The 25,849-nt window shown below is 69.9% G+C and carries 27 protein-coding genes and 1 tRNA gene; 13 read left to right on the forward strand and 15 right to left on the reverse strand.

Annotation, left to right across the window (positions count from 1 at the left end; all coding sequences use genetic code 11):
* Nucleotide 1: 1 nt before the first annotated feature.
* On the forward strand, nt 2-1,117 hold the full coding sequence (locus ACX80N_RS08325) for an acetate/propionate family kinase (protein WP_105032339.1): 1,116 nt from the start codon (nt 2-4) through the stop codon (nt 1,115-1,117).
* Nucleotides 1,118-1,196: 79 nt separating this feature from the next.
* Here the strand turns inward: ACX80N_RS08325 and ACX80N_RS08330 are convergent, their stop codons facing one another.
* Nucleotides 1,197-2,030, reverse strand: a complete 834-nt coding sequence (locus tag ACX80N_RS08330; RefSeq protein WP_459339009.1) for a polysaccharide deacetylase family protein — start codon at nt 2,028-2,030, stop codon at nt 1,197-1,199.
* 31 nt (nt 2,031-2,061) lie between these two features.
* A complete protein-coding gene (locus ACX80N_RS08335; protein ID WP_459339010.1) occupies nt 2,062-3,621 on the reverse strand; it encodes a YcaO-like family protein in 1,560 nt (519 codons plus the stop codon).
* A gap of 107 nt (nt 3,622-3,728) precedes the next feature.
* Between ACX80N_RS08335 and ACX80N_RS08340 the strand changes: the two genes are divergently transcribed.
* A complete protein-coding gene (locus ACX80N_RS08340; RefSeq protein WP_105032336.1) occupies nt 3,729-4,067 on the forward strand; it encodes a YnfA family protein in 339 nt (112 codons plus the stop codon).
* Nucleotides 4,068-4,078: 11 nt separating this feature from the next.
* Here ACX80N_RS08340 and ACX80N_RS08345 read toward each other — a convergent pair whose 3' ends face one another.
* Together ACX80N_RS08345 and ACX80N_RS08350 are read right to left on the reverse strand one after the other, a co-directional pair.
* Nucleotides 4,079-4,390, reverse strand: a complete 312-nt coding sequence (locus tag ACX80N_RS08345; protein WP_459339011.1) for an AzlD domain-containing protein — start codon at nt 4,388-4,390, stop codon at nt 4,079-4,081.
* The gene (locus tag ACX80N_RS08350; protein WP_459339012.1) at nt 4,387-5,124 is read right to left on the reverse strand and encodes an AzlC family ABC transporter permease; all 738 of its coding nucleotides are present in this window, start codon (nt 5,122-5,124) and stop codon (nt 4,387-4,389) included. The genes ACX80N_RS08345 and ACX80N_RS08350 overlap by 4 nt, the downstream gene beginning before the upstream one ends.
* Before the next feature lie 97 nt (nt 5,125-5,221).
* On the opposite strand from ACX80N_RS08350, the gene ACX80N_RS08355 reads away from it, so the two are divergent.
* Complete coding sequence (locus ACX80N_RS08355; protein WP_459339013.1) at nt 5,222-6,412, forward strand: zinc-dependent alcohol dehydrogenase; 1,191 nt, start codon at nt 5,222-5,224, stop codon at nt 6,410-6,412.
* A 64-nt stretch (nt 6,413-6,476) separates the two neighbouring features.
* Here ACX80N_RS08355 and ACX80N_RS08360 read toward each other — a convergent pair whose 3' ends face one another.
* Both ACX80N_RS08360 and ACX80N_RS08365 read right to left on the reverse strand, forming a co-directional pair.
* Nucleotides 6,477-8,288 (reverse strand): glycoside hydrolase family 15 protein, encoded by a 1,812-nt coding sequence (locus ACX80N_RS08360; RefSeq protein WP_276308031.1) that lies wholly within the window; start codon nt 8,286-8,288, stop codon nt 6,477-6,479.
* A gap of 21 nt (nt 8,289-8,309) precedes the next feature.
* Entirely contained in the window at nt 8,310-9,173 is an 864-nt protein-coding gene (locus tag ACX80N_RS08365; RefSeq protein ID WP_459339014.1) for a glycerophosphodiester phosphodiesterase, read from the reverse strand.
* A 130-nt stretch (nt 9,174-9,303) separates the two neighbouring features.
* Between ACX80N_RS08365 and ACX80N_RS08370 the strand changes: the two genes are divergently transcribed.
* Nucleotides 9,304-10,551, forward strand: coding sequence for a DUF445 domain-containing protein (locus ACX80N_RS08370; RefSeq protein ID WP_105032331.1), 1,248 nt, complete (start codon nt 9,304-9,306; stop codon nt 10,549-10,551).
* Here ACX80N_RS08370 and ACX80N_RS08375 read toward each other — a convergent pair.
* Nucleotides 10,548-11,303: a hypothetical protein gene (locus tag ACX80N_RS08375; protein ID WP_459339015.1), complete on the reverse strand. Its 756-nt coding sequence runs from the start codon at nt 11,301-11,303 to the stop codon at nt 10,548-10,550. The two genes, ACX80N_RS08370 and ACX80N_RS08375, sit on opposite strands and share 4 nt — an antisense overlap.
* A 216-nt stretch (nt 11,304-11,519) precedes the next feature.
* Nucleotides 11,520-11,789: a GlsB/YeaQ/YmgE family stress response membrane protein gene (locus ACX80N_RS08380; RefSeq protein ID WP_459339016.1), complete on the reverse strand. Its 270-nt coding sequence runs from the start codon at nt 11,787-11,789 to the stop codon at nt 11,520-11,522.
* A 346-nt stretch (nt 11,790-12,135) separates the two neighbouring features.
* On the opposite strand from ACX80N_RS08380, the gene ACX80N_RS08385 reads away from it, so the two are divergent.
* From ACX80N_RS08385 to ACX80N_RS08405, 5 genes are all read left to right on the forward strand, one after another.
* On the forward strand, nt 12,136-12,393 hold the full coding sequence (locus ACX80N_RS08385) for a DUF6458 family protein (protein WP_105032328.1): 258 nt from the start codon (nt 12,136-12,138) through the stop codon (nt 12,391-12,393).
* Between the two features lie 179 nt (nt 12,394-12,572).
* A complete protein-coding gene (locus ACX80N_RS08390) occupies nt 12,573-13,340 on the forward strand; it encodes a DeoR/GlpR family DNA-binding transcription regulator (RefSeq protein WP_459339017.1) in 768 nt (255 codons plus the stop codon).
* Nucleotides 13,337-14,359: a 1-phosphofructokinase family hexose kinase gene (locus tag ACX80N_RS08395; protein WP_459339018.1), complete on the forward strand. Its 1,023-nt coding sequence runs from the start codon at nt 13,337-13,339 to the stop codon at nt 14,357-14,359. Before ACX80N_RS08390 ends, ACX80N_RS08395 begins: the two co-directional genes overlap by 4 nt.
* A complete protein-coding gene (locus tag ACX80N_RS08400; protein WP_459339019.1) occupies nt 14,359-16,476 on the forward strand; it encodes a PTS fructose transporter subunit IIABC in 2,118 nt (705 codons plus the stop codon). The genes ACX80N_RS08395 and ACX80N_RS08400 overlap by 1 nt, the downstream gene beginning before the upstream one ends.
* Nucleotides 16,477-16,529: 53 nt before the next feature.
* Nucleotides 16,530-16,808 carry an HPr family phosphocarrier protein gene (locus ACX80N_RS08405; protein ID WP_105032324.1) on the forward strand — a complete coding sequence of 93 codons (279 nt, stop codon included), beginning with the start codon at nt 16,530-16,532 and terminating at the stop codon, nt 16,806-16,808.
* A 295-nt stretch (nt 16,809-17,103) separates the two neighbouring features.
* Here the strand turns inward: ACX80N_RS08405 and ACX80N_RS08410 are convergent, their stop codons facing one another.
* The 5 genes from ACX80N_RS08410 to ACX80N_RS08430 all read right to left on the reverse strand — a co-directional run bounded on the left by ACX80N_RS08410 (nt 17,104) and on the right by ACX80N_RS08430 (nt 21,241).
* Nucleotides 17,104-17,826: a hypothetical protein gene (locus tag ACX80N_RS08410; RefSeq protein ID WP_459339020.1), complete on the reverse strand. Its 723-nt coding sequence runs from the start codon at nt 17,824-17,826 to the stop codon at nt 17,104-17,106.
* On the reverse strand, nt 17,823-18,557 hold the full coding sequence (locus ACX80N_RS08415) for a hypothetical protein (RefSeq protein ID WP_105032662.1): 735 nt from the start codon (nt 18,555-18,557) through the stop codon (nt 17,823-17,825). The genes ACX80N_RS08410 and ACX80N_RS08415 overlap by 4 nt, the downstream gene beginning before the upstream one ends.
* A 185-nt stretch (nt 18,558-18,742) precedes the next feature.
* Nucleotides 18,743-18,979, reverse strand: a complete 237-nt coding sequence (locus ACX80N_RS08420) for a hypothetical protein (RefSeq protein ID WP_105032322.1) — start codon at nt 18,977-18,979, stop codon at nt 18,743-18,745.
* A gap of 259 nt (nt 18,980-19,238) precedes the next feature.
* On the reverse strand, nt 19,239-20,510 hold the full coding sequence (locus ACX80N_RS08425) for an endonuclease/exonuclease/phosphatase family protein (protein WP_459339021.1): 1,272 nt from the start codon (nt 20,508-20,510) through the stop codon (nt 19,239-19,241).
* A gap of 125 nt (nt 20,511-20,635) precedes the next feature.
* Nucleotides 20,636-21,241 (reverse strand): hypothetical protein, encoded by a 606-nt coding sequence (locus tag ACX80N_RS08430; protein ID WP_459339022.1) that lies wholly within the window; start codon nt 21,239-21,241, stop codon nt 20,636-20,638.
* A 234-nt stretch (nt 21,242-21,475) separates the two neighbouring features.
* Here ACX80N_RS08430 and ACX80N_RS08435 point away from each other — a divergent pair, with 234 nt between their 5' ends.
* Nucleotides 21,476-22,231: a ZIP family metal transporter gene (locus ACX80N_RS08435; protein ID WP_105032320.1), complete on the forward strand. Its 756-nt coding sequence runs from the start codon at nt 21,476-21,478 to the stop codon at nt 22,229-22,231.
* Nucleotides 22,232-22,289: 58 nt separating this feature from the next.
* On the opposite strand, the gene ACX80N_RS08440 is transcribed toward ACX80N_RS08435, so the two are convergent.
* Nucleotides 22,290-22,363: transfer RNA gene (locus ACX80N_RS08440), tRNA-Lys, on the reverse strand.
* Nucleotides 22,364-22,477: 114 nt separating this feature from the next.
* On the opposite strand from ACX80N_RS08440, the gene ACX80N_RS08445 reads away from it, so the two are divergent.
* From ACX80N_RS08445 to ACX80N_RS08455, 3 genes are all read left to right on the forward strand, one after another.
* Nucleotides 22,478-23,125 carry a hypothetical protein gene (locus ACX80N_RS08445; RefSeq protein ID WP_105032319.1) on the forward strand — a complete coding sequence of 216 codons (648 nt, stop codon included), beginning with the start codon at nt 22,478-22,480 and terminating at the stop codon, nt 23,123-23,125.
* 195 nt (nt 23,126-23,320) lie between these two features.
* Nucleotides 23,321-23,938, forward strand: a complete 618-nt coding sequence (locus ACX80N_RS08450; protein WP_105032318.1) for a DUF47 domain-containing protein — start codon at nt 23,321-23,323, stop codon at nt 23,936-23,938.
* The gene (locus ACX80N_RS08455) at nt 23,939-24,949 is read left to right on the forward strand and encodes an inorganic phosphate transporter (protein ID WP_105032317.1); all 1,011 of its coding nucleotides are present in this window, start codon (nt 23,939-23,941) and stop codon (nt 24,947-24,949) included.
* A 100-nt stretch (nt 24,950-25,049) separates the two neighbouring features.
* Here the strand turns inward: ACX80N_RS08455 and pstB are convergent, their stop codons facing one another.
* A complete protein-coding gene (gene pstB, locus ACX80N_RS08460; RefSeq protein WP_459339023.1) occupies nt 25,050-25,829 on the reverse strand; it encodes a phosphate ABC transporter ATP-binding protein PstB in 780 nt (259 codons plus the stop codon).
* Between the last annotated feature and the right edge of the window lie 20 nt (nt 25,830-25,849).

Consider the following 25,849-nt stretch of genomic DNA (forward strand, 5'->3'; position numbering starts at 1 on the left):
CATGATCATCCTCGTCATCAATTCCGGCTCATCCTCGCTCAAGTACCAGGTCCGCGAGGGCGACGACGTCCTGGCCGAGGGGCTCGTGGAGCGCATCGGCGAGGCCGAGGTGCCCGACCACGCGGCCGCCCTCGACCGCGTGGACGGCGAGGTGGCCGCGGCGCTCGGCGACCGCGGGATCGACGCCGTCGGGCACCGCGTGGTGCACGGCGGCGAGCGGTTCAGCGAGCCCGTGCTGATCGACAACGAGATCACGCGGGCCATCGAGCGCCTGAACCCGCTCGCCCCCCTCCACAATCCCGCCGCCGTGACGGGCATCCGCGCCATCACGCACAAGTGGCCGGACCTGCCGCAGGTGGCCGTCTTCGACACCGCCTTCCACCGCACCCTGCCCGAGCACGCCTGGCGGTACGCCGTCCCCGACGAGCTCTACCGGAAGTTCGGGATCCGCCGCTACGGCTTCCACGGCACCTCGCACGCCTACGTGGCCCGTGGCGCCGCGGAACTCCTCGGCGCGGACACGTTCACGGGAGTGATCGCGCACCTCGGCAACGGCGCCTCGGTCACGGCCGTGCGCGACGGCGAGAGCGTCGACACGTCCATGGGCTTCACGCCCCTCGAGGGCCTGGTCATGGGGACGCGGTCGGGCGACATCGATCCGAGCATCCTGCTGTTCCTGCTGCGCGAGGGGTACACGGAGGAGGACCTCGACACGCTGCTGAACCGCAACAGCGGGCTGAAGGGCCTTACCGGCACGAACGACATGCGTTCCGTCGAGGAGGCCGCGGACGGCGGTGACCACCGGGCCGCACTCGCCCTCGACGTGGCCTCCTACCGGCTGGCGAAGTACGTGGGCGGCTACCACGTGGCCGTCGGCGGGGCGCAGGCCCTCGTCTTCACCGCGGGTATCGGCGAGAACGCCGCGGCCTTCCGCAGCGCCGTCGTCACCAGGCTCGGCGCCCTGGGCCTGGCGCTCGACGACGAGAAGAACGCGCAGCGCAGCAAGGAGGCCCGCGTCATCAGCACCGAGGCGTCCGCCTTCCCCGTCCTCGTGATACCGACCGACGAGGAGGCGGCGATCGCCGAGGCGACGGCCGCCGTCGTCGCCGGGTCCTAGCCGTGCCGGGAGACGCCCGCCTCGCCGGCATGCCTGCGTCCGGTGTCGTACCGTCGGGCGCACCGGCCGGTCACACCCGCTAGGAGAGATGTGCGGGAGGCTGGCCCTGGATCGTCTCCCAGGACCAGTTCGAGACGAGACCGGTCACCCCGAGCTCGCGCAGCCGCCGGTTCCCGAGCAGGCTGTCGTCGAAGCGCGCGCCGCCGCACCACGCACCCACGCGGGGCGGGCGACCCGCGAGGCGGGTGAGCCGATGCACGACGTCGGTCACTTCGGAGGTCACCGTGGCGGGCGTGATGTCCTCCGCCATGCGGTGGGTCAGCGTATGGAAACCCAGCGGGTGCTTCCGTGCCAGCCGGATCAGCTCGTCGTCGCTCAGGGTGCCGGCGCGGTCGTCCTCGACCTCGACGGCGATGGGCAGGATCACGACGCGGAGACCGAGCCGTTCGCAGATCGGCACGATCATCTCCGCCGCGTCCCTGTACCCGTCGAACAGGAGGACGACGACCCGCGGGGGGAGCTCCTCGTCCCGGTCGGGTTCGAGGAGCCCCCGAAGCCTCGCCAGCTTGTTCAGCCGTCCGTCCACGGCCTCGAGGTGGTCCGGTGCGACGTCGTGGAAGTTCAGGGTCACCAGCGGGATCGCCCGGAGCTCGTCCTGCGACCATCCGGCGCCCTCACTCTCGAGCAGGAGTTCCCCGAGGACGCTCTGCAGGACGTACGCCTCGTACGTGAACGGTGCGGGTCGCCGGAGCGCCTCCGGAAGCCCCTCGAGGATGCCCGGGATCAGTGCGGACGGGTCCGCTCCGGCCGCGACGGCGGCGTCGTCGAGCAGCACCACCGGCGCTCCCCCGGGTTGCTCACCCTGATCGAGGATGTAGCTCTCGAGCTCGTCGGCGCTCTGGTCCGTGGTCATCGCATCGTCGCAGTCGTCGCGGTCGTCGCGGTCACGGACACTCGCCGAGGACGAGCCGGGCGGTATGGCGGCCGGGCTCGCGGTACAGCGGCAGCAGCCCGGCAGCGACGGCGTCGACGGCGTCGCGGTCCAGCCACGCCGGCCCGCCGAGCCGCTCGACGGCGTCGGCCGTCAGGACCACTTCCCGCCACCCGTCCCCCTCGGGCCGCCGGCCTACACGGGCCAGATCGTCCCGGCCGCCGCCGGTCAGTCTCCCCACCCCCGCCTCGCCGATCCGGCCATAGGCCACCGTCTCCACCTCGGTCCCGGGCACCACGACCTTGACCGCCCGCGCCCCGCCCTCGCCGCCCTCGATCGATCCGGGGGGAGTCAGGTCGGCGACGAGCACCTCGAGACCGTGCTCGGCCATGATCGCCGACGGATCGGCCGTGGGGCTGGTCGGCAGATCGCCGAAACGGACGGTGGACCGGCGGGAGAACACCGTCGCGTCCAGGCGGGTCCATACCGCCGCCTGCTGCTCCGTACCGGCGGTCAGCCAGCCGACGGTCGCGTCGAGGACGCGCGCCTCCTCGGCGGCCGGGTCCACGACCGCCAGCGCGTCGTCCAGGTAGTCCTGCGGTGCGATGCCGCGGACGGCGGCCAGGGGGCCGTGCATGAACGCCTTGCGGGCCCGCGCCGACGCGAACTCGAGCACGGCCTTGCGCAGCGCCACGTCCCGGTCCGGGTGCGCGGCCTCGCCGCAGGCCGTGGCGACCACGAGATCGTCGCCGGGTGCGTGGCCGACGACGTACAGGTCGGGTACGCCGCGGTCGATCGACGCGATCTTGACCATCACGTCCACCCCGGCAGCGCGGAGGGCTCCGAGCGCCCGGCGGGTCTCGGCGTCCCCGTCGTCGGGGCCGAGTTCGACGACGGCACCGCGGTCGAGCGCCCGAAAGGTCAGACCGTTGCCGTCGCGCTGGAGGATCTCGAGGACACCGTGGACGACGGCCTGCCGCAGGCTCGTCCCCGCGCCCATCCCGTTGGCCACCGGCATCAGCAGTCGCTCACCCGTATCGCGCTCACCCAGCTCCGAGGGGCTGCTCGCGACGAGATCGACCGGCACGAGCACGGCCTGCCCGTCGAGCTCGAGGGTCGGCGCGCCGCGGGGGTCGCGGTCGTCCGTGCCACGGGTGGCGAGGGCGCGCCGCATCGGCACCCAGGTCAGCACCATGTCCTCCGAATAGGGGGAACCCGCCGGCAGTCCGAGTGTCCGCGGGTCGGCGACTCCCGCCGCACCGTGGCGACGCCGGAGCTCACTGTAGGACGCCGTCGTCCGCTCCAGCCGTCTGAACGCCAGGAGGGAGAAGGCACTCTCGACCGTCTCACCCAGAGCACCGACGCGCGCCTGTGCCGCCGACGGGCCGTACCCGACGCCGCCCAGAGCCGCCCCCGGACCCCGCCACCAGGTGGCCCACGTCGGGACGCCGGTCCGGTCGAGGCCGTCGATGGCGAACTGGGCGCGCAGCCCCGGCAGCGCTGCCTCATAGGCTTCCGCGGCTGCCGTCAGCGCTTCCCCCGCCGACGGCGACGTGCTGCTCCTGTGCATCATGCCCCCAGTAGAGCACACCACCGGCAGGCGCCCTCCGGGCAGGTGACATCATCCACCGCTGCCCTGCGTGGCCCCGCCGCAGGGCAGCGCTCGGGCAGACTGGGGCCATGACGACCCTGCGCATCACCCTCCTGTTCGTGCTGGCCGCCGGAGCGGAGATCGGCGGGGCGTGGCTGATCTGGCAGGCCGTCCGCGAGGGAAGGCCGTGGTGGTGGGCAGGGCTCGGCGTCATGGCGCTCGGTGCCTACGGTTTCGTGGCGACGCTGCAGCCGGATGCGAACTTCGGGCGGATCCTCGCCGCGTACGGCGGGGTCTTCGTGGCGGGATCGCTGGCGTGGGGGATGCTCGTGGACGGCTTCCGGCCCGACCGCTGGGACGTCATCGGCTCATCGGTCTGTCTGGTCGGTGTTGCGCTGATCATGTTCGTGCCGCGCCCGGCGGCGTAGCCGGCAGCGGCCTACGCCGCCCCCAGCAGCCGCGCGACCCCCGCCGCGAGCGCGCCGACCGCGACGACGACGAGGAACGGCGCCCGCAGCCACAGCGCGATCGCCGCGGCGGCCAGGGCGACGACGCGGGCATCGACGACGAGGGCCTGCCCCGTGGCGAACGTGTTGACGGCCGTCAGCGCGGCGAGCAGGCCGATGGTCAGCGACCCGGCGACGCGGAGCATCCTGGGGTTGTCGAGCAGCTTCGCGGGCACGAGGAAACCTGCGAACTTCGTGGCGACCGACACCGCGCACGCCAGCAGGATCCAGCCCCAGAGGCTCATGCGTCGCCCCGTACCGGGCCGGGGACCCCGGAGGGGTAGGGGTCGACGTCGGGCTCCAGGCCCTCGGTGGCCGGACCGAGGCCCGCGAGGCCCAGGGTCGCGGCCACCACCGCCGCGATGAGGATCGGGACGCCCGGCGGTACGAGCGGGACGGCGACGAGCGTCACGACGGCGCACACGACGGCGATCGCGGCGGGCTCCTTCGTCCGGATCCGCGGCCAGAGCAGCCCGAGGAAGGCGGCGACGGCGGCGCCGTCGAGCCCCCAGCGGGCCGGATCGCCCATGGCGTTGCCCGCGAGCGCGCCGACGAGCGTGAAGAGGTTCCAGAGCACGAACACGCCGAGCCCGGCGGCCCAGAACCCGCGGCGCTGCTCGTCCGGGTCGGTCTGGCCCGTCGCGGTCGCCACGGACTCGTCGATGGTGAGGTGCGCGGCCGGCAGCTTCCGCCAGCCGGACGGGCGCAGCAGCACGTTGATCTGCATCCCGTAGACGCCGTTGCGGATGCCGAGCAGGGCGGCTGCGGACATCGCGGAGATGCCGCTACCTCCTCCGGCGATCACACCGATGAACGCGAACTGGGATCCCCCGCTGAACAGCAGGAGGCTGAGGGCCATGGTCTGGAGGAGATCGAGCCCCGCGGTGACGGACAGGGCGCCGAAGGACAGCCCGTACAGTCCTGTGGCGATCGCGACGGAGAGGGCGATGCGCACCGCCGGAGACTGAAGAAGCGCCACATGTCAAGGGTAGGCGAGGCGGGCGCAGCTTCCCATCTGTGACGAACCGGTGAATAGTAGGAAAGGAAAGCCTACTTACTACCCGGAGGAGAACACCATGAAGGCAGTGACATGGCAGGGCAAGCGCAACGTCAGCGTGGAGAACGTCCCGGATCCCACGATCCAGGACCCCACGGACGCGATCGTCCGCATTACCTCGACCGCCATCTGCGGTTCGGACCTGCACCTGTACGAGGTCCTCGGCCCGTACATGCACAAGGGCGACATCCTCGGGCACGAGCCGATGGGCATCGTCGAGGAGGTCGGCGCCGGAGTGACCAACCTGAAGGTCGGTGACCGCGTCGTCATCCCCTTCAACATCTCCTGCGGTTTCTGCTTCATGTGCACCCGCGGCCTGCAGTCGCAGTGCGAGACCACGCAGGTCCACGCGAAGGGATCGGGAGCTTCGCTGTTCGGTTTCTCGGAGCTGTACGGGTCCGTCCCGGGTGGCCAGGCCGAGTACCTCCGCGTGCCGTACGCCGACTACGGTCCCGTGAAGGTGGGTCACGAACTTCCCGATGAGCGCTACCTCTACCTCTCGGACATCCTGCCCACGGCCTGGCAGGGCGTGGATTACGCGGACGTCCCCGAGGGCGGCGTCCTCGCGGTCTACGGCCTCGGACCGGTGGGCCAGTTCGCCGCGCGGATCGGCAAGTACCTCGGCCACCGCGTCATCGCCGTCGAACCCGTGCCGGAACGCCGTGACATGGCCAAGCGCCACGGCATCGAGACCATCGACTTCACGAAGGACACGGCCGAGGAACTCCGCAGCATGACGAACGGCCGCGGTCCGGACTCGATCGTCGACGCCGTCGGCATGGAGGCGCACGGCTCACCCGTCGGCGCCTTCGCGCAGAACGCCCTCGGCATCCTGCCGGACAAGGTCGCGCAGAAGGTCATGGAGACCGGCGGCAGCGACCGCGTGGCGGTCCTCCACTCGGCGATGGACGCCGTCCGTCGCGGCGGCACGGTCTCCCTCAGCGGCGTCTACGGGGGATCCGCAACGCCCATGCCGCTGATGAGCATGTTCGACAAGCAGGTCCAGTTCCGCATGGGCCAGTGCAATGTGCGCCGCTGGACCGACGAACTGCTGCCGATCGTCGAGGAGCCCTCGGACCCGCTGGGCGTCACGGACCTCATGACGCACGAGGTCTCGATCGACGAGGCTCCGGCCGCCTACAGGAACTTCCAGAAGAAGACGGACGGCACCATCAAGGTGGTACTGAAGCCGCAGGGCGTCACGGCCTAGCCGGCACCCCGGCTCCGACGACCGACCTCACCGGTGACCCGGGTTGCTCCCGGGTCACCGGTGATCAGGCGCCGTCCTCGCCTCGGGCCGACCGCAGCGCATCGGCGGAACGCACGAGCGCCAGGTGCGAGAAGGCCTGCGGGAAGTTGCCCGCCATCCGTCCGTTGGCGGCGTCGTACTCCTCGGACAGCAGCCCGAGCTCGTTGGCGTACCCCACCAGCTGGTCCATGAGCCGGATCGCCTCGTCCTGCCTGCCGCTGTGCGCGTACTGCTCCACGAGCCAGAAGGAGCACGCGAGGAACGGGTGCTCGCCGGGCTCGAGTCCGTCGTCGGAGTTGTCCGTGCGGTAGCGCAGCAGCAGTCCCTGCCCGTTCAGGAGGTCCCGCTCGATCTGCGCGACGGTGCCGAGCATCATGGGGTCGTCGTAGTCGAGGAACCCCACCTGCGGGAGCTGCAGCAGGGAGGCATCCACCTCGGTGCCGCCGTAGACCTGCGTGAACGCGTTCAACCCGTGATTGAAGCCGCGCTCCAGGATCTCCTCCCGGAGTCCGTCCCGCAGCGCCGTCCAGTGCTCCTCGGGCCCGCTGAGCCCGTGGTCCCGCACCGCCCGCACGGCGCAGTCGAAGGCCGCCCACATCATCACCCGGGAGTGCGTGAAGTACTGCGGCGTGCCGCGCATCTCCCAGATGCCGTTGTCGCGGTCCATGAGGTGGTTCTCCGCGAAGCCGAGCAGGGCCCTCTGCAGGGGCCAGGAGAAGCTGTCCTCCGTCACGCCGTGGCCTCGCATCTTCTCCAGGGCCACCATGACCTCCCCGACGACGTCGGCCTGGTACTGGTCCACCGCGCCGTTGCCGATGCGGACCGGCAGGGAATCGGCGTAGCCCGGCAGGTGATCCAGTTCCCGCTCGGGGAGGTGCCGCTCGCCGGCGACGCCGTACATGATCTGCAGGTCCTCGGGATCACCGGCGACCGCCCGCAGCAGCCAGTTGCGCCACCCCAGCGCCTCCTCGGCGAACCCGTGGGTCATCATGGCCTCGAGCGTCAGCGCCGCGTCGCGCAGCCAGCAGAACCGGTAGTCCCAGTTGCGGGCGCCGCCGAACTGCTCGGGCAGTGACGTCGTGGGGGCCGCGACGATGCCGTCCGTGTCCTCGTGGGTCAGCGCCCGCAGCACGAGCAGCGAGCGCTGCACGGCGCCTGAGTACTCGCCGTCCCCGACGATGCTGGAACCCCACGCCCGCCAGTAGCTGATCGTGGTGTCCAGTGCCTCGTCGATGTGCAGCGCGGGCGGCGTGTCGCGGTGCGAGGGGTACCAGACGAGCTCCAGGTCGACGACGGCGCCCTCCGCGACCTCGAAGGTGCCCTCGTGGCGGTGGTCGGTGGCCCGCAGCCGGGGTCCGCGCAGCAGCAGCGCATCCGGTCCCGCGATGGCGAGGAGCATCGGGACGCCGTCGTCGGCCCCCTGGGTGACCCACGGGACGACGTCGCCGTAGCCGAAGCGGATCTCGAGCTCCTGGTGGAGGGTGACCGTGCCGCGCAGGCCCTGGATGCGGCGCACCACGTTGGCCCTGCGGTCCGTGAGCGGCATGAAGTCGGTGACCAGCACCTCGCCGTCAGGCGTCCTCCAGTGGGTCTGAAGGACGAAGGTCGAGTCGATGTAGCTGCGGCTCACCACCTCGGCCGCCGGATCCTGGGGGGCTACCAGCCAGCGGCCGTGCTCCGGTGTGCCGAGCATGGCCGCGAAGACCGAGTCGGAGTCGAACCGCGGGAAGCAGAGCCAGTCCACGCTGCCGGTCCGGGAGACCAGGGCACCGGTGTGGAGGTCGGACAGGAGCGCGTAATCCTCGATCGGCGATTGCATCCCCCCACTCAACCACAGCGGGCCGATGGCGTTGTGCGGTTACTGACCGTTGCCCAGCGCCAGCAGGATCCGTGCCGGGTAGTCCGAGGTCATCTCCTGCACTCCGAGTCCCGCGAGGAACAGGGCATCCTCCACGGTGTTGACCGTCCAGACCCGCACCCGCATCCCCTCGCTGATCCATCGGCGCACCCGCTCAGGATGCTCCCTGACGTACTCCACGCCCGGCCCCGCGATACCGACCTCGTGCCGGTCGATCAGCTCCTCGCCCTCCTTCAGCGCCCTCTGCAGGATGGTGATGAGGGCACCCTCGGCGATCGACCCGAACCGCAGGGCGTCGCGGACGTCCTGGGGTTCCACGTCGGCGACCAGCTGGCACAGCATGTGGTGCGGTGCCGACTCCGCGAGCTGCCGCATGGAGTCCGGGTTGAAGCTCATGAAACTGATCTCGAGGTTGCCCAGCCTCGAGGACTCCGGGTCCCATCCCTCGTCCATGAGGAAGGCGATCAGCGCCTCCTCCAGGCGCAGTCCGAAGGGGCTCGGGTGCTTCAGCTCGATGGCGAGCCGGAGAGGTCGGCCGGACCGGCGCAGCAGGACCAGGAGGTCGGCGAGCGTGAGGAACTGGTCCTCGACAGTGCCGTAGTCCGACGGGATGCTCACACCCTTCCAGGCGGACACGTCGAGCGTGCGCAGCTCGGCCAGCGTGCGGTCGGCCACGTCCCCGGAGCCGCTGGTGGTGCGGTCGAGTGTCGTGTCGTGGATGCAGACCAGCTGTCCGTCACGGCTCAGGTGGACGTCGCACTCCAGACCGTCGACCCCGTCCGCGAGCGCCTGCAGGTAGGCGGCACGCGTGTGCTCGGCGTAGGTGCCGCTGCTGCCGCGGTGGGCGAAGATCACAGGGGGCACGGACAAGCCCTTTCGGTCGTCGGTGGTGTCGGTATCACGGTACGTGACGGCGCCGGAGGTGCACCATCGGGCCGCCGTCGCCCTCTTCCCCGTAGGACGGCCTCGATAGACTCGGGAGGTGAATGCTCAGATGACCGGTACCGATGCCGAGCGGGCCGAGGCCCTCCGCCGGATGAAACTGCTGGCAACAGGTCTGCTCGCGGTGATGGCCGCCATCTTCCTGGTGGCCTTCGCCCTGCAGGACACCTACCCCTGGCTCGAGTACGTCCGGGCCGCGGCCGAGGGCGGCATGGTGGGCGCCCTCGCCGACTGGTTCGCCGTCACGGCCCTCTTCAAGCACCCGATGGGGCTGAAGATCCCGCACACCGCGATCATCCCGCGCAAGAAGGACCAGATCGGCGAATCGCTCGGGCAGTTCGTCGAGGAGAACTTCCTGTCCGAGGACGTGGTGCGGGCCAAGCTCGACTCCGCGCGGATCGCCCAGAAGGCCGGTGCCTGGCTGGCGAAGCCGGAGAGCGCCGACCGCGTGGCTGCGGAGGGCGCCGCCCTGATCCGCGGCATGTTCAGGGTGCTGGACGACGACGCCGTGCAGGGCGTGATCGAGTCGATGGCCCGCAAGCACCTGCTCGATCCGCCCTGGGGTCCGCCGGTGGGCAGCATCGCCGAGCGTATCTTCGCGGAGGGCCACCACCACCGGCTCGTGGACCTGCTGGTGGACCGTGCCGGCGACTGGGTGGACGCGAACTACGCCGTGGTCACGCGCGTCGTCGCCCAGCGCTCCCCCACCTGGGTACCGCGCCTGGTCGACGGCGTGGTCGGCGACCGCGTGCACGCCGAGCTGTCGAAGTTCATCCGCGCCGTGCAGGACGACCCGCAGCACGACGTCCGCCTCTCCATCGACAAGTACCTTCGGGACCTCGCGCAGGACCTGCAGCACAAGCCCGAGACCATCGCGAAGGCGGAGGAGATCAAGGGACAGCTCCTGGACGACCCCCGCGTGCGTGATCTGACAGCCCGCACGTGGGCCACCATCAAGAAGGCCCTGCTCGAGGCCGTGAACGACCCGGAGAGCGAGCTGACATCGAAGTTCAAGGCCGCCGTGCGGGACTTCGGCTCCCGCCTGACGAGCGACCCCGAGCTGGCGGGGAAGGTCAACCGCTGGATCGCCGACGGCGCCTCCTACGCGGTGCGCACCTACCGCAGCGAGATCGCCGGCGTCATCTCCGAGACCGTGGGGCGCTGGGACGCCGAGGAGACCTCCCGCAAGATCGAGCTTCAGGTGGGCAAGGATCTGCAGTTCATCCGGATCAACGGCACGGTGGTGGGCGCGCTGGCCGGGCTGTTGATCTTCACCCTCGCGAACGCGATCTTCGGTTAGGCCCGCTTCTGCTTCGACCCCGGGTCGGGAAGCTGCAGCACGTCGGCCAGCTCGCCGGGGATGGTCTGCGGCAGCGGGCCGAACGCCTGCCGGGTGGTCTGGATGACGGCCTTGCCCATGAGGTGGTTGCCTGTCCCGCCGATCACGGCACCGACCCCGAACGGCATGGCGCGTCCGAGCATGAAGCCTCCCTGCTTGGCCAGGAACTTCTTCAGGAACCGCCGCTGGATGGTTCCCGTGAGGGTCTTCACGAGCGACGGGGGCGCCGACTTGTTGACCAGCTGGCCCCAGTACTGCGGGGCGCCCTGCCCCGCGGAGGCCCCGAGGATAGAGCGGATCAGGGCGGTGCCCTCCTCGCCCATGAGGATCGCCATCACCATGGTCCGCGAGCGTTCGGGATCCTGCGTACTCACGCCGTGCAGTTCGGCGATCGACTCGGCGTACAGGGCCGTGGCCTCGAGGAACCCGACCGTCGCGGCGGCGGAGAGTCCGAGGGACGCTATCGTGCCGACCGCGGGCACCGCGGCGGTGGCGCCGACGGCGGCCCCGGCGGCCGTCGTCGCCCGCAGGTAATCCCGCTCGAGCAGGCGCGCCAGTTCCGCGGGGGAGGCCTCCGGATGACGGCGCCGCAGACGGCTGAGATTGGAGAGGATCAACGGCCGCTGCACGTCCAGGGCCCGCTCGATCCCCCGGAGGATCCCGGGCTTCGGGTTGCCGTCCTTGTCGAACAGCGTCCCGTTGGCAGCCTTCACGGCTGGGTTCTCCTTGTTCCTGCCAAACATCGTGGTCCTTCCGCGGGTGGATCGGCGTGCTCGAGTCGAGTCTAGGTGGGGGTGACAGGGTCTTGGTCGGGGTTCCGCCGGTGGCGCAGGGTCCTGCTATCGGGCTCCTGCAACCGCAAAGGGCGCCACCGGTGTCCGGTAGCGCCCTTTCGTCAGCCGTCCCCCCGGGACAGCTGGTACCCGGAGCTAGACGCGCGAGCCGCGACGCTTGGTGATGGCGCCGTAGACGAGGAGCACGATCAGCGCGCCGATGACGGCGAAGAGGATGGACATCAGCGAGAAGGTGCCGCCGAGGTCGACACCCAGGATGCTGCCGCCGATGAAGCCGCCGAGGAAGGCGCCGACAACGCCGAGCAGCATGGTCATGAGGATTCCGCCGCCCTGCTTACCCGGGAGGATGAGCTTGGCCAGTGCGCCTGCAATGAGGCCGAGGATGAGAAAACCGATGAAACTCATAAGATGCTCCTTCGAGTGATTTTCAGCGGGCCCCACGAGGAGGCCCACTGCCTGATAGTCCGATGCACCGGAGTGCAACTCCGCCCTACTGTACTTCATCAGCCTGCTTAGGATGCAATGGTAGCACCACGCTAATCCGGCTTATCAAGACGCCCGCCCCGATTTTGTCCGAACCGTTGCACGGACGCCGACGCCGGGCAGCGGACGCCCCAATCCCCGCTATGACGCGCACCACGCCCTATGCTGTCCTCCAGCGGGGCCGCGGCGGGAGGAAGCGGCGCAGGACGTTAACCGCTGGGGAATTCTCCCGAAACACTCGACACCGCTATCCGAAGGAGTTCTTGTAATGAGAATCGGTTCATCTATTTTCCTTATTGCACTGGGTGCAATTCTGGCTTTCGCCATTCAGGCGGATGTCATCAGCATCGTGGACATCAACCTCGTGGGCTGGATCCTCATGGGGGTGGGCGTGATCGGTCTCATCGCGTCCCTGGTCCTGGCGGCGCCGCGCCGGCAGAACCGCATCTCGGAGTCGCGTTCACTGGTGGATCCGGCCACCGGCGAGACGATCACCCGCCGCGAGACCCGCGACACCGGTCTCTGACACCACCCTGAAGGACCGACGGGCCGGAGCTCTGCTCCGGCCCGTTTTTATCTGTGTTTGTCTTCGAAACCGCGAATAACGTGCTTGACGTCACATCATAACCGGGGGTAGAGTCACTCAAACAAAGATAAAGCCACATGCCGCGAGGGTCGAAGCTCGCGGAAGACGACGGGGTCCCCATGTTCGCGGAAGAGCGCTACCGGCAGATCAGCAGCCTCGTCTCGGCCGACGGCCGCGTCACGGTCGCAGGCCTCTCCTCCCGTTTCGGGATCACCAAGGAGACCGTGCGCCGGGACCTCGCGCTGCTCGAGAGCGACGGCGTCCTGCGCCGCGTACACGGCGGAGCCATCGCCGGCAGCGGTGCAACGACCAACGAGCCCAGCCTCGTCAGCCGCTCCGAACAGCACTCCCCCGAGAAGAAGCGCATCGCCCAGGCCGCGCTCGCCCTCACCCCCGAGACCGGTGCGGTGGTGCTCGATGCAGGCAGCACCACCGAAGGCCTCGCCGAACTGCTCGTGGACGAGGCCCGCGCCGGACTGTCGGTCATCACGCACTCGGTCCCCATCGCGGCGCTCGTCTCCGGCGCCGGGCTGAGCGTCGAACTCGTGGGCGGCCGGGTACGGGCCCTGACCAGCGCGGCGGTGGGCAGCAGCACCGTGACCCATTTCGCCCGCCTCCGCGCCGATATCGCCTTCATCGGCACCAACGGCATCGGTGCGGACTTCGGCCTCAGCACCCCCGACGTCGACGAGGCGGCCGTGAAGACCGCCATCGTCGCCTCCGCCCGGCGCGTGGTGCTCCTGGCGGACTCGTCGAAGTTCGACGAGGAGACCCTGATCAGCTTCGCCACCCTGGAGGAAATCGATGCACTCATCACCGACCGCGCCCCCCGCGGCCCCCTCGCCGATGCTCTCGCAGACACCGATGTGGAGGTGATCGTGGCGTGATCCTGACCCTCACCGCGAACCCCAGCATCGACCGCACCGTCGCCATCGGCGCGCCCCTCGCACGCGGCGCCGTCCAGCGCGCCACCCACGTGGTGCAGGAGGCGGGCGGGAAGGGCGTGAACGTCAGCCGGGCCCTGACCATGTCCGGCACCCGGACGCTCGCCGTCCTGCCCGGCGACGACGACGACCCCGTGCTCGCGGGTCTGCGCTCGGTCTCCGTGCCCTTCCGCAACGTCGCCATCGGCGCAGCCCTCCGCACCAATACGGCCATCACCGAACCCGACGGCACGACGACGAAGATCAACGAACCCGGCCCCGAACTCTCCGTCGCGCAGCTCGAGGACCTCCTCGCTGTCGTCGTCGCCGAGAGCGACGGAGCGGACTGGCTGGTCCTCGCCGGATCCCTCCCTCCGGGCGTCCCGCCCACCTTCTACACGCGCGTCACCGCAGCGGTCCGCGAGACCTACGGGGCCTCAGCCCCCCGCGTGGCGATCGACTCCTCGGGCGAGCCGCTCATCGAGGCTGCCGCCGGTGTGCCCGCACCGGACCTGCTCAAGCCCAACGCCGAGGAACTCAGCGAGCTCACGGGTATCGGCACCGGCGACGAGCTGGAGCTGGACCATGACCTGGCCGCCAAGGCCTGCGCGGTGCTCATCACCGCGGGGGTAGGGGCGGTCCTGGCGACCCTGGGATCCAGGGGCGCCCTGCTCGTGACGGACGCGGGGGCCTGGCACGCCGTGCACCCGCCCGTCACGGCACGATCCACGGTCGGTGCGGGAGACTCCGCACTGGCCGGCTACCTGCTGGCGCACAGCGCAGGCGAACTCCCGGAGAACTGCCTGCGCCAGGCCGTTGCCCACGGATCGGCGGCCGCCTCCCTACCGGGCTCCACCGTTCCCTCCCTCGACCAGACGACACCCGGCGTCGTCGTGGTCACGCCCCTCACGGTCACGCTGCCCGTGATCGAACCAAGCGCTACCGGGCCCACCGCTGGGTCCGCCGCACAGGAGGAAAACTGATGCCCGATCTCATCACTCCGGAGCTTGTCACTCTGGACACGGACCTGGGGACCGAGCGGTCCTCGGTGATCCGCTACCTCGCGGAGCAGGTCGCCGCGCAGGGCCGCTCCACGGAGGTCGACGGCCTGTACGCCGACGCCCTCGCCCGCGAGGAGAAGACCTCCACCGGTGTCCCCGGTGGAATCGCCATCCCGCACTGCCGGTCGAAGGCGGTCTCGGACGCCACGCTCGCCATGGCACGCCTGTCCCCCGCCGTGGACTTCGGCGCCAAGGACGGCCCCGCTGACCTCGTCTTCTTCATCGCGGCACCCGACGGCGCGGACCAGGAGCACCTGAAGCTGCTGTCCAAGCTCGCCCGGTCCCTGATCAAGAAGGACTTCACGGCCTCCCTGCGCGCCGCACGGACACCCGCCGACGTCGTCGCGCTCGTCAACGGCGCCCTCGGCCTCGGTGAGGTTCCAACGACGGCGCCGGCAGCGGGGGCGGGTGCCCACGCCGCCGGTACCGGCACCGCAGCCCAGCCCGGCGCCGCGCAGGCCCGTGAGGCCGCTGCGACGCTCGGCACATCGCCGGGCGGGACCGACACCACGGGACCCGCCGTCGAGCAGGGCCGGTCCACGGACACGGAGGTGCGGCGCCTCGTCGCCGTCACCGCCTGCCCCACCGGCATCGCCCACACGTACATGGCGGCCGATTCCCTGGTCGCCGCGGCGAAGGAGCGCGGAATCGACCTCCAGGTCGAGACGCAGGGCTCCTCCGGCGCCACGCCGCTGGACCCCGCGGTGATCGCCGCGGCCGACGCCGTGATCTTCGCGGTCGACGTCGACGTGCGCGACAAGCAGCGTTTCGCCGGCCTCCCGGTGATCAGCGCCCCTGTCAAACGCGGCATCGACGAGCCGGGCGAGATGGTCGAGGAGGCCGTCGCGGCCGCCCGGAACCCGAACGCCCGCAGGGTCGCCGGCACCGCCGGCGGCGAGCAGACGGACGACGACGGCGGCAGCCGCGACGGCATCGGAAGCACCCTGAAGCGCGCCCTGCTCACCGGCGTCAGCTACATGATCCCGTTCGTCGCCGGTGGCGGTCTCCTGATCGCCCTCGGCTTCCTGCTCGGCGGGTACCTCATCACCGAGACCGCCGACGCCGTGGTTCTCGAGAACAGCCTCACGAACCTCCCGGCCGGCGGACTCGGCGAGTACCTCGGGGCGGTTGCCTTCAAGATCGGCCAGCTGTCGCTCGGATTCCTGGTCCCCGCCCTCGCCGGCTACATCGCCTACGCGCTGGCCGACCGGCCGGGCATCGCCCCCGGCTTCGTCGCCGGTGCCGTCGCCGTCTTCATGAATGCGGGATTCCTCGGCGGTATCGTCGGCGGCCTGCTCGCCGGATACGTGGCCCTGATGATCGGCCGCCTCTCGGTGCCGCGCTGGCTGCGGAGCCTGATGCCCGTGGTCATCATCCCGCTCGTGGCATCCATCGTCGCCTCGGGCCTGATGTTCCTGGTGCTCGGCGGACCGATCGCCGCCCTGACGGCGGGCCTGAATAATTGGCTGTCCGGCCTGACCGGTACAGCGGCCCTGGGACTCGGCGTCATCCTCGGCCTCATGATGGCCATCGACCTCGGCGGGCCCGTGAACAAGGTCGCCTACTCCTTCGCCGTCGCCGGCCTCGGAGCCGGGTCGCTCGACAACCCCGCACCCCTGCAGATCATGGCTGCCGTGATGGCCGCGGGCATGGTGCCGCCGCTCGCCATGGCCCTGGCCACCCTGATCGACCGCAACCGCTTCACGGAGCCCGAGCGCGAGAACGGCAAGGCCGCCTGGCTGCTGGGGGCCGCCTTCATCTCCGAAGGCGCCATCCCGTTCGCGGCAGCGGATCCCCTGCGCGTCATCCCGGCATCCCTCGTGGGTTCGGCGGTCACCGGCGCGATCATCATGGGGACCGGCGTCACCTCGCAGGCCCCCCACGGCGGGCTCTTCGTGTTCTTCGCGATCGGTAACTTCGCGATGTTCCTCATCGCGGTCCTGGTGGGCACGGTGATCTCCGCACTGGCCGTGATCGCCCTGAAGCGTTATGCCAGGAGCAAGAAGAACACGCCCATCGCCGAGCCGGTTGCAGCCTGACCTCACGTCCGGTTGGCTGTACTGGAACACGCATTCATACGAAGGAGCACAACATGGCAGAACGCAAGGCAACCGTGGCCAGTCGCGTAGGACTCCACGCCCGTCCGGCCTCCATCTTCGCGGAGGCCGCCGGCGAACTCCCCCTCGAGGTGACCATCGCGATGGACGGTGAGCCCGCCGAGGAGGCGATGGACGCCTCGAGCATCCTGTCCCTCATGAGCCTCGGCGCCTCGCACGGCGACGTCGTGGTCCTGCGCGCCGAGGGCGACGGCGCGGAGGGGGCACTGGAGGGTCTCGCACGCATCATCGAGACGGACCACGACGCCGAGTAGGACGCGGGTCGGGCCGGCGTAGCAGGCCGCACCAGGAAGGGCACCATCTGCCGTGGATACGTGGCGGATGGTGCCCTTCGGCGTCCCCAGCGCTTAAGGACAAATAGGTGGGTCCACCCGTTCTAATGGACACACCTACCTGCCGGGTAACGATCCGCTGGCCCCCCACGGAAAGCGGCAGTTACATAATCATTATTCTCACACGCCATGATGAAACGGTGAATACCGGCAGGACACAATTGCGTCACTTTTATTGCAGCGGGCAAGCACCCCGACGCCGCGCCGACCGACGGTCCTAATCGAGCCTCTTCGCCCTGGCGTTGCGCCGCCGGGCCAGGGTGTGACTCACCCAGATCAGGCCCAGGCCCAGCACGGTCAGCAGGATGGCCGAGAACGGCAGCAGGATGTCCCACGCCATCAGCTCGATCGCCGTCAGCCGCAGCAGGACGAAGACCACCACCAGCGAGAAGGAGAGGGCCAACAGGGCGCATGCCACCCGGTGGATGGTGCGCGAGTGCCGGTCGGCCGCCGAGGCCACCGCGGGGACCACCAGGCACGCAGCCACGTACCCGGGGTAGAGACGTCCCACGGCGGCATACTGCTGCACGGTGTGCTGGTCCCCGAAGGCACGCAGGGCGGTGGAGCTGCCGGGCAGTTCGCTCGCCACGAAGAAGTACAGCGTCGCAGCGACGGTCACGCCGAGGGCTGCCAGACCGAAGGGGCCCACGATGAGTCGGCGGGCCGAGGACGACCCGAAGGCCGCGGCCATGCGGACCCCGAGCAGCACGAACACCGTGTACACGAGCAGCCGCAGGAGCAGGTTCGCGATGTTGACCTCCCCCAGGAGGGCGTCCACGGTCTCGTAGATCGGCGCGATGGAGAGCCCCACGGCGATCGTCAGGAGCACGAGGGCCACGAAGACCGTCCGCCCGCGCCCCTTCCGCACGCCCGGTATGCGGACCGCGGCCCCTGCGGCACACAGTCCCAGCGCCGCCCACTGGATGGTCGTGGGGGTCATCCGAGGTTCTCCCACATCGCGCGGTCCTTGCCGTCGTCGAGCTCCGCCCGGCGGAGCTGCTTGCCGAGCACGTCGAGCCGGTCGCGGGCGAGGAAGACCAGATCCAGGTCGCTCAGGGCACACAGCGCCCGGGCCCGGCCGTCCTCGGGCCACCCGCCCTCCGCGGGGGTGAGCAGCCCTGTCACCACGAGGCCGCTGGTCAGCGACACCCCGGCGATACGTGCGGCCTGCACCGCGATCTCGGGCGCGAGCCGCCCAGCGGTGAGCTGGGCGGAGAGGTTCTGCCGGGCCACGCCGGTGCTCGCGGCGAGCTGCTGGCGGATGTCCCCGGGATCGATCGCCTCGATCCAGGCACGCACGGAGTTGCGGTGCGGGAACGGCGCGAGGTGCAGCTGCACGTCCGTGCAGGTGCTGTCCCTGTCCTCGCTGCGGGCTACGAGCAGGCGGAGGATGTCGATGTGCGAGACCTGGCTGACGAGTTCGGCGTCGGTCGGCGGTGCGATCCCGGCCTCGAGGTCCTCGTACCCCTCGAAGACGGAAAGTGCCTCCACGGGAGCGATCCCGTAGCCGCGGGCGATCGCGACGAGGGTGGGCGCGGACACCCTGCCCCGTACGAGCTGCTGGGCGAGCGTCGAACGCTTGACGCCGGCCTTGCGGCACGCGTCCGTGACCGTGTCCTGCGGGGCAATGCGGGAACGCCACAGCTGGAATGCCTTGGCTGTGACGGCCATCATCACCTTTCGATTGGACTTTTCGGGCTCGCGTAGAAGTATACTGAGATTGCTGGCTCCGATTTCTGCGATTCCCCCATACGCAGAACTCGGAGCCAGCTCCAATTAAGGCGACTTCCACACGGCGTCCGCTCCGGCTTCCACCCGGGCTCTCACCGCCCGGTGAATGTCCGGCGCGGCCGCGCCTACCAGCGGACCTTCTTCTCCGCCTTCCCCTGCTTGCTGCTCTCGTGCGCAGCCTTGACATGTGCCGCACCGGAGGCCGCGGTCGGATTTGCGCCGTGATTCTTCTTCGCGAGCGCGAGTTGCGCACGCGGATCGTCCTGCAGTCTGCGCGAACCGCCGTTCTTCGCCGCCGTCTCGTTCTCCGGACTCGACTGCCGGTCGGTATCGGGCTGCTCGTTCTGGGGCGTGCTGGTCATGGTGTTCCTTTCTGGTGCGTGCGCCCACGGAACGCCTCGGACCGGACGGCACGGCGCACGGAGAGACCTGCGCGACGGGTGCTGGAGGATCCGACAGATTCAGTGGGCGCCCTCGGAGGGGTGTCATCGACAAGTGGCGCTAGGGGTGGCTGGAGCCGGCCCCGCTACTGAAAAAGAATCGTCCTCATGCATCCGACCGTACACCCGGTCGTCCCGGGGCGACAAGGGTCTACTCCACCCTGGTGTGCAGGGACGCCGCTCAGCGCTGCCGGCCGCCGTGCACGGTCACGTCGGCGTAGACCAGCCGGTGATCGCTCGTGCGGAACGGGAAGATGCCGGTCAGTTCCGACCCCGGCGTGCCTGCCTGCGGCCAGAAGACACCCGATCCCGACACCCGCAGGGTGCGTGACGGGAGGACGTAGTCCACGCGGACGTTCCCTGCGGACCTGTCCTCGAAGTCGGCCGTGTCGTAGCGGGGGTCGCTGCGGTGCTCGGCATTCGCGCCGCCCTGCAGCGCCGAGGCCTCCGTTGCACCCTTCGAGACCGGCATCGGGTCCTGGACGAGCTTGTTCCCGAGCAGCCGGCCGATCGAGCCCGGGAGGGAGTCGCCGTCGAGTGGGTCGCTGTTCTGATCGCCCATGACCACGAAGCGTTCACCGCGCTTGAGCCCACCCGTCACACCGGCGTCGTCGTAAATGTACGAGGCATCGGCCCCGCCCGTCACGTAGTCCGACCAGAGACGGATCTCGTCGCTGTTCCGCCTGCCGTTGCGGTCCTCCTCCCCGTCGAAGACGGGAGGGGTGGGATGGCTTGCGAGCACGTGGACCGTCCTGCCCGCGATGCTGACGGGAACGTCCCAGTGCGACTTGCTGGACAGCGGCAGGACCGCCAGTTCGTTGGTGGAGTACCAGTCACCCTGCGCACCGGTCGCCGGATTGTCGGGCAGGAGCGCGCCCGGCATGTCCTTCCACAGGAAGTGCTGGAACGTCCGCACCGACTCCGTCTCGATGGGGTACTTCGAGTAGATCACCATGCCGTACTGGCCCTCGAACGCACCGAAGCCGAGGGCGTCGTCGGGCCCGCCCACACTGCCGTCGTTGTTCAGGTCGAAGCCGCTCGGCACGCCCGTGTTGGACGGGGCCGTGTAGACGTACGGGTAGTCGAGCGGTGTCCTGCCGTTCTGGCCGACGCGGAGGTAGTTCTGGTTGAACAGGTCGGCGGCCCGGTTGCCGGGGACGTAGTCGAACTCGTTGAGGAGCACGACGTCGGGTCGGTTGATCTGCACCACTTCGGCGATCGCCTGCGCCTGGCTGTTGCCCCCGGTCCCGAGGTCGCGGAGCAGGTCGCCCGGCGCCGTCCGGTTCAGGCTCGCGTTGTACGTCGCGAAGCGGACGTCCTGCCGGTCCCTGGATCCGGTGGCGGAGTCCACGCTGAGGGTGTCGTCCGGCGGGGTCGCGGGCGCGGCGGGCGCGGTTGCGATGAGCAGGGATGCAGCCAGCACGGCGGCCGTGCAGTGCGCCATGACGCGCATGATCCCTCCCCCCATTCCCGACCCGTCGCGACTGGACGGGTAGCACCCAAACTCGTTCGCTCCGGTAACTTGAATCCTAGTCGGGCAAGGCGCTCCGGAGCCGTCGTGCAGGTAACGATTCAGGGTCATAAGGGAAGAGCGCGATGCCGCGCCGCGCGTCCTGTCCCAGAGGCTGCGAGACGGGATTCGGCGGTCTCGAACGCCTGCTCCAGGCGGTCCACCGCCGCCGCATACCGCTCCACGTCGGGTGCGTCATCGCCGCCGTGCGCGGCATCGGCCGCCCTCAGGGCGCGGATCACGGGCTGCCCCACGGGGTGGCGGGGATCGTGCATGCCCGGGTGGTGGATCGCCTTCGCGGGGTCGAGATCGTAGTCCGCCCACCGGCGGAGCACCTCACCGTGACGCGCACGCAGCTCCGCCCACGCGGCCGTGCGCTCTGCCCTCACGGACGCCCTGTTCCGCCGATCATGGCGTCGCACCGACCAGACCACCATGGCCGTTGTCGCCGCCACTCCGACCACCCCCACCAGCACCGCGCCCGGGCCTCCGGCCGATCCTCCGGCGACGCCCACTCCCGTGATCACGACGACGCCACCGAAGCCCACCCAGAAGTAGTCGTCGGACCCTCCGCCGCGCTGCGAGACGGCATCGAGCCGCCATCCCGTGAGAGCCGCGACACCGGCCATCACGACGCAGGCAATCAGACTCCCGATCAGGGCAACCACGTCCACGGCCACTCCTCTGCTCGACACCGCTCGATCCCGCCCGGCCCGGCACCGCGTCGGCGCCCGCCGACACTGTGCTCCTCCTACCAGTGCAAACGAGCGGGAGCAGCGAGTCAATCCCCGGATCGGTGGCGATCCCGCCTGCTGCCATCCATCGATCCGTGACAGGCTGGGCCAGGTTTTTCGTCGTCGCGCCGTGCGACGCGGCCGCGATCCCGGTGCGGGAGAAGGAGGCACCCGGTGCCACTGGAGGTGCAGGCCTTCGCCTGGGGCGCGATCGCCGGAGCCGCGCTGCTCATCGGGGCGGCCATCGCCTGGAAGTGGAAGGTGCCCCCGCGCACCGTGTCCTTCGTGATGGCGTTCGGCGCCGGAGTGCTCATCTCCGCCCTCGCGTTCGAACTGGTCGCCGAGGCGCAGGAGGCCGGGGGGCTCGTCCCCACGGGGCTCGGCTTCCTCGTAGGAGCGGTGGCCTACGTGGGTGCCAATGCCGTCCTCGCACGGAAGGGCGCCCAGCACCGCAAGCGCTCGGGCGGCCAGCAGCCCAGGGAGACCGAGGACGCGGGCAGCGGTAACGCGATCGCGCTCGGTGCGCTGCTGGACGGCATCCCGGAATCGGTGGTCCTCGGGCTCGGGCTCGTGGCGAGCGGTACCGTGAATCCCGCCGTCCTCGTCGCGATCTTCATCTCGAACGTCCCCGAGGGTCTCTCGAGCAGCGCGGGGATGCGGAACGCCGGACGCGGCCCGCGCTACGTCTTCGGTCTCTGGGGCGGGATCGCCCTGGTCTCCGGGCTCTCCGCGCTCGCGGGCTACTCGCTGCTGGCCGGCGCCTCGGGCGTCACGATCGCGTTCATCACGGCGATCGCCGCCGGCGCGATCCTGGCGATGGTGGCCGACACCATGATCCCCGAGGCCTTCGAGAAGCAGCACATGCTGACCGGGCTCATCGCGGCCCTCGGTTTCCTCACGGCCTTCGTGGTCCACGAGGTGTCCGGATAGGCCGCTTGCACGAAGGAAGGGCCCCGGGAGACCCGGGACCCTTCCTCCGTACGACAGGTAGGCCCTGTGGGGCTCGAACCCACGACCCACGGATTAAAAGTCCGTTGCTCTAGCCAACTGAGCTAAGGGCCCGCCACACCGCCGCAACCGGCGGTGACCCGCTAACTTTATCGCAATCACTCCTGGTCCGAGGACTGCACCGCACCCGCCTTCCGGCGCGAAATTCCGCAGGAGTATCCTCGTTCCATGGACGGCGAATACACGAACAACAGCCCACGGCCGCACAAGCCGAAGCCCTTCGCTCCGGCTGACTTCGAGGTCTTCGCGGGCGGCGTGGATCCCTCGAGGGTCTCGGAGGCGGCCCATATGGCCGCCCATGCGCTCGTGCACCACGGCCGCGACGCCGAGGACCCGGACGTGACACGCCGCCTCGTCGAACTCGCCGACCAACAGGGCCTCGAGGCCATCGCGGAGATGTGGGCCGAGAGCCCGGCGCGGTCCCTGCCCGGTGCCCTGTGGCGCCTGTATGCCCTGCGTGCCGCCACGCAGCAGAACCCCGAGCGCATCGCCGCCTACTTCGCCTCGGGCAAGGAGGTGGCCCAGGTGTCCAAGGTCGTGGCCGGCGTCGCCGAGCCGCCCGGCGCCACCGAGATGACCACCATGGCCAACACCATCCTCTCCGGGGCGTTCGAGGGCGACTTCGATGTAGCACTCGAACGCTTCGCCGCGTTCTGTCGCGTCGTCGCACTCGGCCAGGCCAACCACGCCGACGATGCCGAGGTCGCCAACGGACCCCACGCCGCGAGGCTGACCCGCAATTCGCACCAGCTGATCAAGACCGCCGAGGACCTCGAGCATGCCGCGGCATCCTGGCGGCGCGGGGAACTGGACTGACCCGCCCCGCGGCCCCGTGTTGACAGCGGCTCCGGGGACGGCAAGACTTAAAGCGGCGTCGGACCGTGGAACCCCCGGGCTTCAACACTCAGCCGCTTCGAGCGGCCTTCCGCCGAGAGGCGCTCCCGGTTCGGCGCCACTACTCTGCCACCGGGCCTGCCTGGTGAAACGTCCATATCCTGCGAGGAAGACTCCGTGAAACTACGCCTCTTCCCGCAGGAGAACGCTGGGCTGGAACTGCTCTCCCGGATGGCCCAGCAGCTGGTCCTCGGTGTGCGGACCATGTCCGCCATCCTGGGCGCGTCCACACAGGAGTACGACCGCCTCTCCGAGGAACTGCACCAGCACGAATCTGCGTCCACGGACCTGCACTTCGCCCTGCTGACGTCCATGCGCACCTCCTTCATCAACCCGCTGCCGCGCGAGGACCTCTACGTGCTGTCGAGGCTGCTCAACGAGGCGATCGAGAAGCTCGACGGCGCGGGCGAGCTCATCGCGCTGTACAAGCTGAACAAGCTGAGCCAGCGGGCCGCCGACCAGCTCGAGGTCATCAACCGGCAGGCCGAGCTGACCGCCGCCGCCATGCAGCGGCTGAACTCGATGGAGGACCTCGAGGAGTACTGGATCGAGATCCTGCGCCTGGCCCGGCGGGCGGAACGGACCCACCGCAGCTGGTGCGCCGAACTCCTGAACGACCACAAGCCCCTCGTGTACGCACGGCACCGTGACGTCGCGAACCAGCTGGTCGACGTCACGAAGGACATCCGGCGGGTCGCCACCCAGGTGGGCAGCATCCTCGTCAAGGAATCGTAGGTGGAGCCTCTCCTCCTCGGGACGGTGGTCCTCGCCGCGGGCGGCTTCGCCTTCCTCAACGGCTTCCACGACGTCTCGAACTCCGTGGCCACCGCGGTACGGACCCGGGCGCTCACACCGACCATCGCCGTCCTGCTCGCGGCCTTCTTCAATCTCGTCGGCGCGCTGCTCAGCACCTCGCTGGCACTCTTCTTCACCGACGCCGGACTCGGGCTGCCCTCCGGGACCACCGGGCTCGGAATACTTTTGGCGGCGCTCCTGGCGGCCGGCATCTGGGGGGTCCTGACCTGGTATCGCGGCAAGCCGTCGTCGTCGACCCACGCGCTGCTTGGCGGCATCATCGGCGCGGGCGGGGCGTCGCAGCTCACCGACGGTCCGTCCATGGACGGCGCCGGGGAGGCGCTGCTGCTGCAGATCGCGCTGCCCCTCGTGCTATCCCCGGTCGTCGCCTACCTCCTGGCCTATGCGGCGGTGTTCCCCGCGACGTGGCTGCTGCGCCACGGGTCGCCCGGGAGCGTGAACCGGGGCAACAGGATGGCGCAGTCGGTCCTGGCCGGGGCCTTCGCCCTCGGGCACGGGCTGCAGGACGGCCAGCGGACCATGGCGGTCATCCTGCTGGCCCTGGTGGGTTCGGGCTTCGCGACGGGGTCCGACATGCCCCTCTGGGTGCAGGTGTTCGCCGCCGTGCTGCTGGCCAGCGGGTCGGTCTTCGGTGGGTGGCGCATCACGCACACCCTCGGCGATCGCCTGGTCCACATCGATCCGCTGCGGGGGATGACGGCGCAGGGGGTGAGTTCGGCGATGCTGTTCATCGGCGCCATCTCGCTGCACTTCCCGCTCTCGAGCACCCACACGATGGCCTCCGCGATCGTCGGGGCCGGCGCCAACCAGCGCTTCGCGTCCGTCCAGCGGCCGCGGGTGGTGCGCATCCTGCTGGTGTGGCTCGCGACGGCCCCGGTCACCGCACTGCTGGGCGCGGTCTTCTTCCTCGCGCTGAGCCCGCTGCTGTAGGACATCCGCTCCCCGAGCGGGGCCGCGCTACGCCGGCAAGGACGCGGGAACGACGACGGCGGCCCCCTCGGGAGCCGCCGTCGTCATGCTGTCGATGTGCCTATCCGAAACGACCGGAGACGTAGTCCTCCGTCGCCTTGATCGAGGGCTTGTTGAAGATGGTCGTGGTGTCGTCGTACTCGATGAGCCTGCCCGGCTTGCCGGTGCCGGCGATGTTGAAGAACGCCGTCTTGTCCGACACGCGCGCGGCCTGCTGCATGTTGTGGGTCACGATCACCACTGTGTACTCGGCCTTGAGCTCGTTGATGAGGTCCTCGATGGCCAGCGTGGAGATGGGGTCCAGGGCGGAGCAGGGCTCGTCCATCAGGATCACCTGGGGTGATACCGCGATGGCGCGGGCGATGCACAGGCGCTGCTGCTGGCCGCCGGACAGGCCGGACCCCGGGCGGGCGAGGCGGTCCTTGACCTCGTTCCACAGGTTCGCGCCGCTCAGCGACTTCTCCACGAGGTCGTCGGCGTCCGACTTGCTCATGCGCTTGTTGTTGAGCTTCACGCCGGCCAGCACGTTGTCGCGGATGGACATGGTGGGGAACGGGTTGGGCCGCTGGAAGACCATGCCGATCTGGCCGCGCACGGTCACGGGGTCCACGGCGGTGTCGTACAGGTTGTCGCCGTCGAGCAGCACCTCGCCCTCGACGCGCGCGCCGGGGATGACCTCGTGCATGCGGTTGAGGGTGCGGAGGAACGTGGACTTGCCGCAGCCCGAGGGGCCGATGAACGCCGTCACCGAACGGGCTTCGATGTTGATGTTGACGTCCTCCACGGCAAGGAACTTGCTGTAGTAGACGTTGAGGTCCTTGACGTCGATTCGCTTGGACATTGCTTCCTTATCGGTAATTG

Source organism: Arthrobacter sp. MDT2-16, from assembly GCF_054510925.1.

Excerpts from the sequence above, each read along its gene's own strand:
- ACX80N_RS08325 (WP_105032339.1), top strand. The coding sequence starts at position 2 with ATGATCATCCTCGTCATCAATTCCGGCTCATCCTCGCTCAAGTACCAG.
- ACX80N_RS08330 (WP_459339009.1), bottom strand. The coding sequence starts at position 2,030 with ATGACCACGGACCAGAGCGCCGACGAGCTCGAGAGCTACATCCTCGAT.
- ACX80N_RS08335 (WP_459339010.1), bottom strand. The coding sequence starts at position 3,621 with ATGATGCACAGGAGCAGCACGTCGCCGTCGGCGGGGGAAGCGCTGACG.
- ACX80N_RS08340 (WP_105032336.1), top strand. The coding sequence starts at position 3,729 with ATGACGACCCTGCGCATCACCCTCCTGTTCGTGCTGGCCGCCGGAGCG.
- ACX80N_RS08345 (WP_459339011.1), bottom strand. The coding sequence starts at position 4,390 with ATGAGCCTCTGGGGCTGGATCCTGCTGGCGTGCGCGGTGTCGGTCGCC.
- ACX80N_RS08355 (WP_459339013.1), top strand. The coding sequence starts at position 5,222 with ATGAAGGCAGTGACATGGCAGGGCAAGCGCAACGTCAGCGTGGAGAAC.
- ACX80N_RS08370 (WP_105032331.1), top strand. The coding sequence starts at position 9,304 with ATGACCGGTACCGATGCCGAGCGGGCCGAGGCCCTCCGCCGGATGAAA.
- ACX80N_RS08380 (WP_459339016.1), bottom strand. The coding sequence starts at position 11,789 with ATGAGTTTCATCGGTTTTCTCATCCTCGGCCTCATTGCAGGCGCACTG.
- ACX80N_RS08385 (WP_105032328.1), top strand. The coding sequence starts at position 12,136 with ATGAGAATCGGTTCATCTATTTTCCTTATTGCACTGGGTGCAATTCTG.
- ACX80N_RS08390 (WP_459339017.1), top strand. The coding sequence starts at position 12,573 with ATGTTCGCGGAAGAGCGCTACCGGCAGATCAGCAGCCTCGTCTCGGCC.
- ACX80N_RS08400 (WP_459339019.1), top strand. The coding sequence starts at position 14,359 with ATGCCCGATCTCATCACTCCGGAGCTTGTCACTCTGGACACGGACCTG.
- ACX80N_RS08405 (WP_105032324.1), top strand. The coding sequence starts at position 16,530 with ATGGCAGAACGCAAGGCAACCGTGGCCAGTCGCGTAGGACTCCACGCC.
- ACX80N_RS08410 (WP_459339020.1), bottom strand. The coding sequence starts at position 17,826 with ATGACCCCCACGACCATCCAGTGGGCGGCGCTGGGACTGTGTGCCGCA.
- ACX80N_RS08415 (WP_105032662.1), bottom strand. The coding sequence starts at position 18,557 with ATGGCCGTCACAGCCAAGGCATTCCAGCTGTGGCGTTCCCGCATTGCC.
- ACX80N_RS08420 (WP_105032322.1), bottom strand. The coding sequence starts at position 18,979 with ATGACCAGCACGCCCCAGAACGAGCAGCCCGATACCGACCGGCAGTCG.
- ACX80N_RS08425 (WP_459339021.1), bottom strand. The coding sequence starts at position 20,510 with ATGCGCGTCATGGCGCACTGCACGGCCGCCGTGCTGGCTGCATCCCTG.
- ACX80N_RS08445 (WP_105032319.1), top strand. The coding sequence starts at position 22,478 with ATGGACGGCGAATACACGAACAACAGCCCACGGCCGCACAAGCCGAAG.
- pstB (WP_459339023.1), bottom strand. The coding sequence starts at position 25,829 with ATGTCCAAGCGAATCGACGTCAAGGACCTCAACGTCTACTACAGCAAG.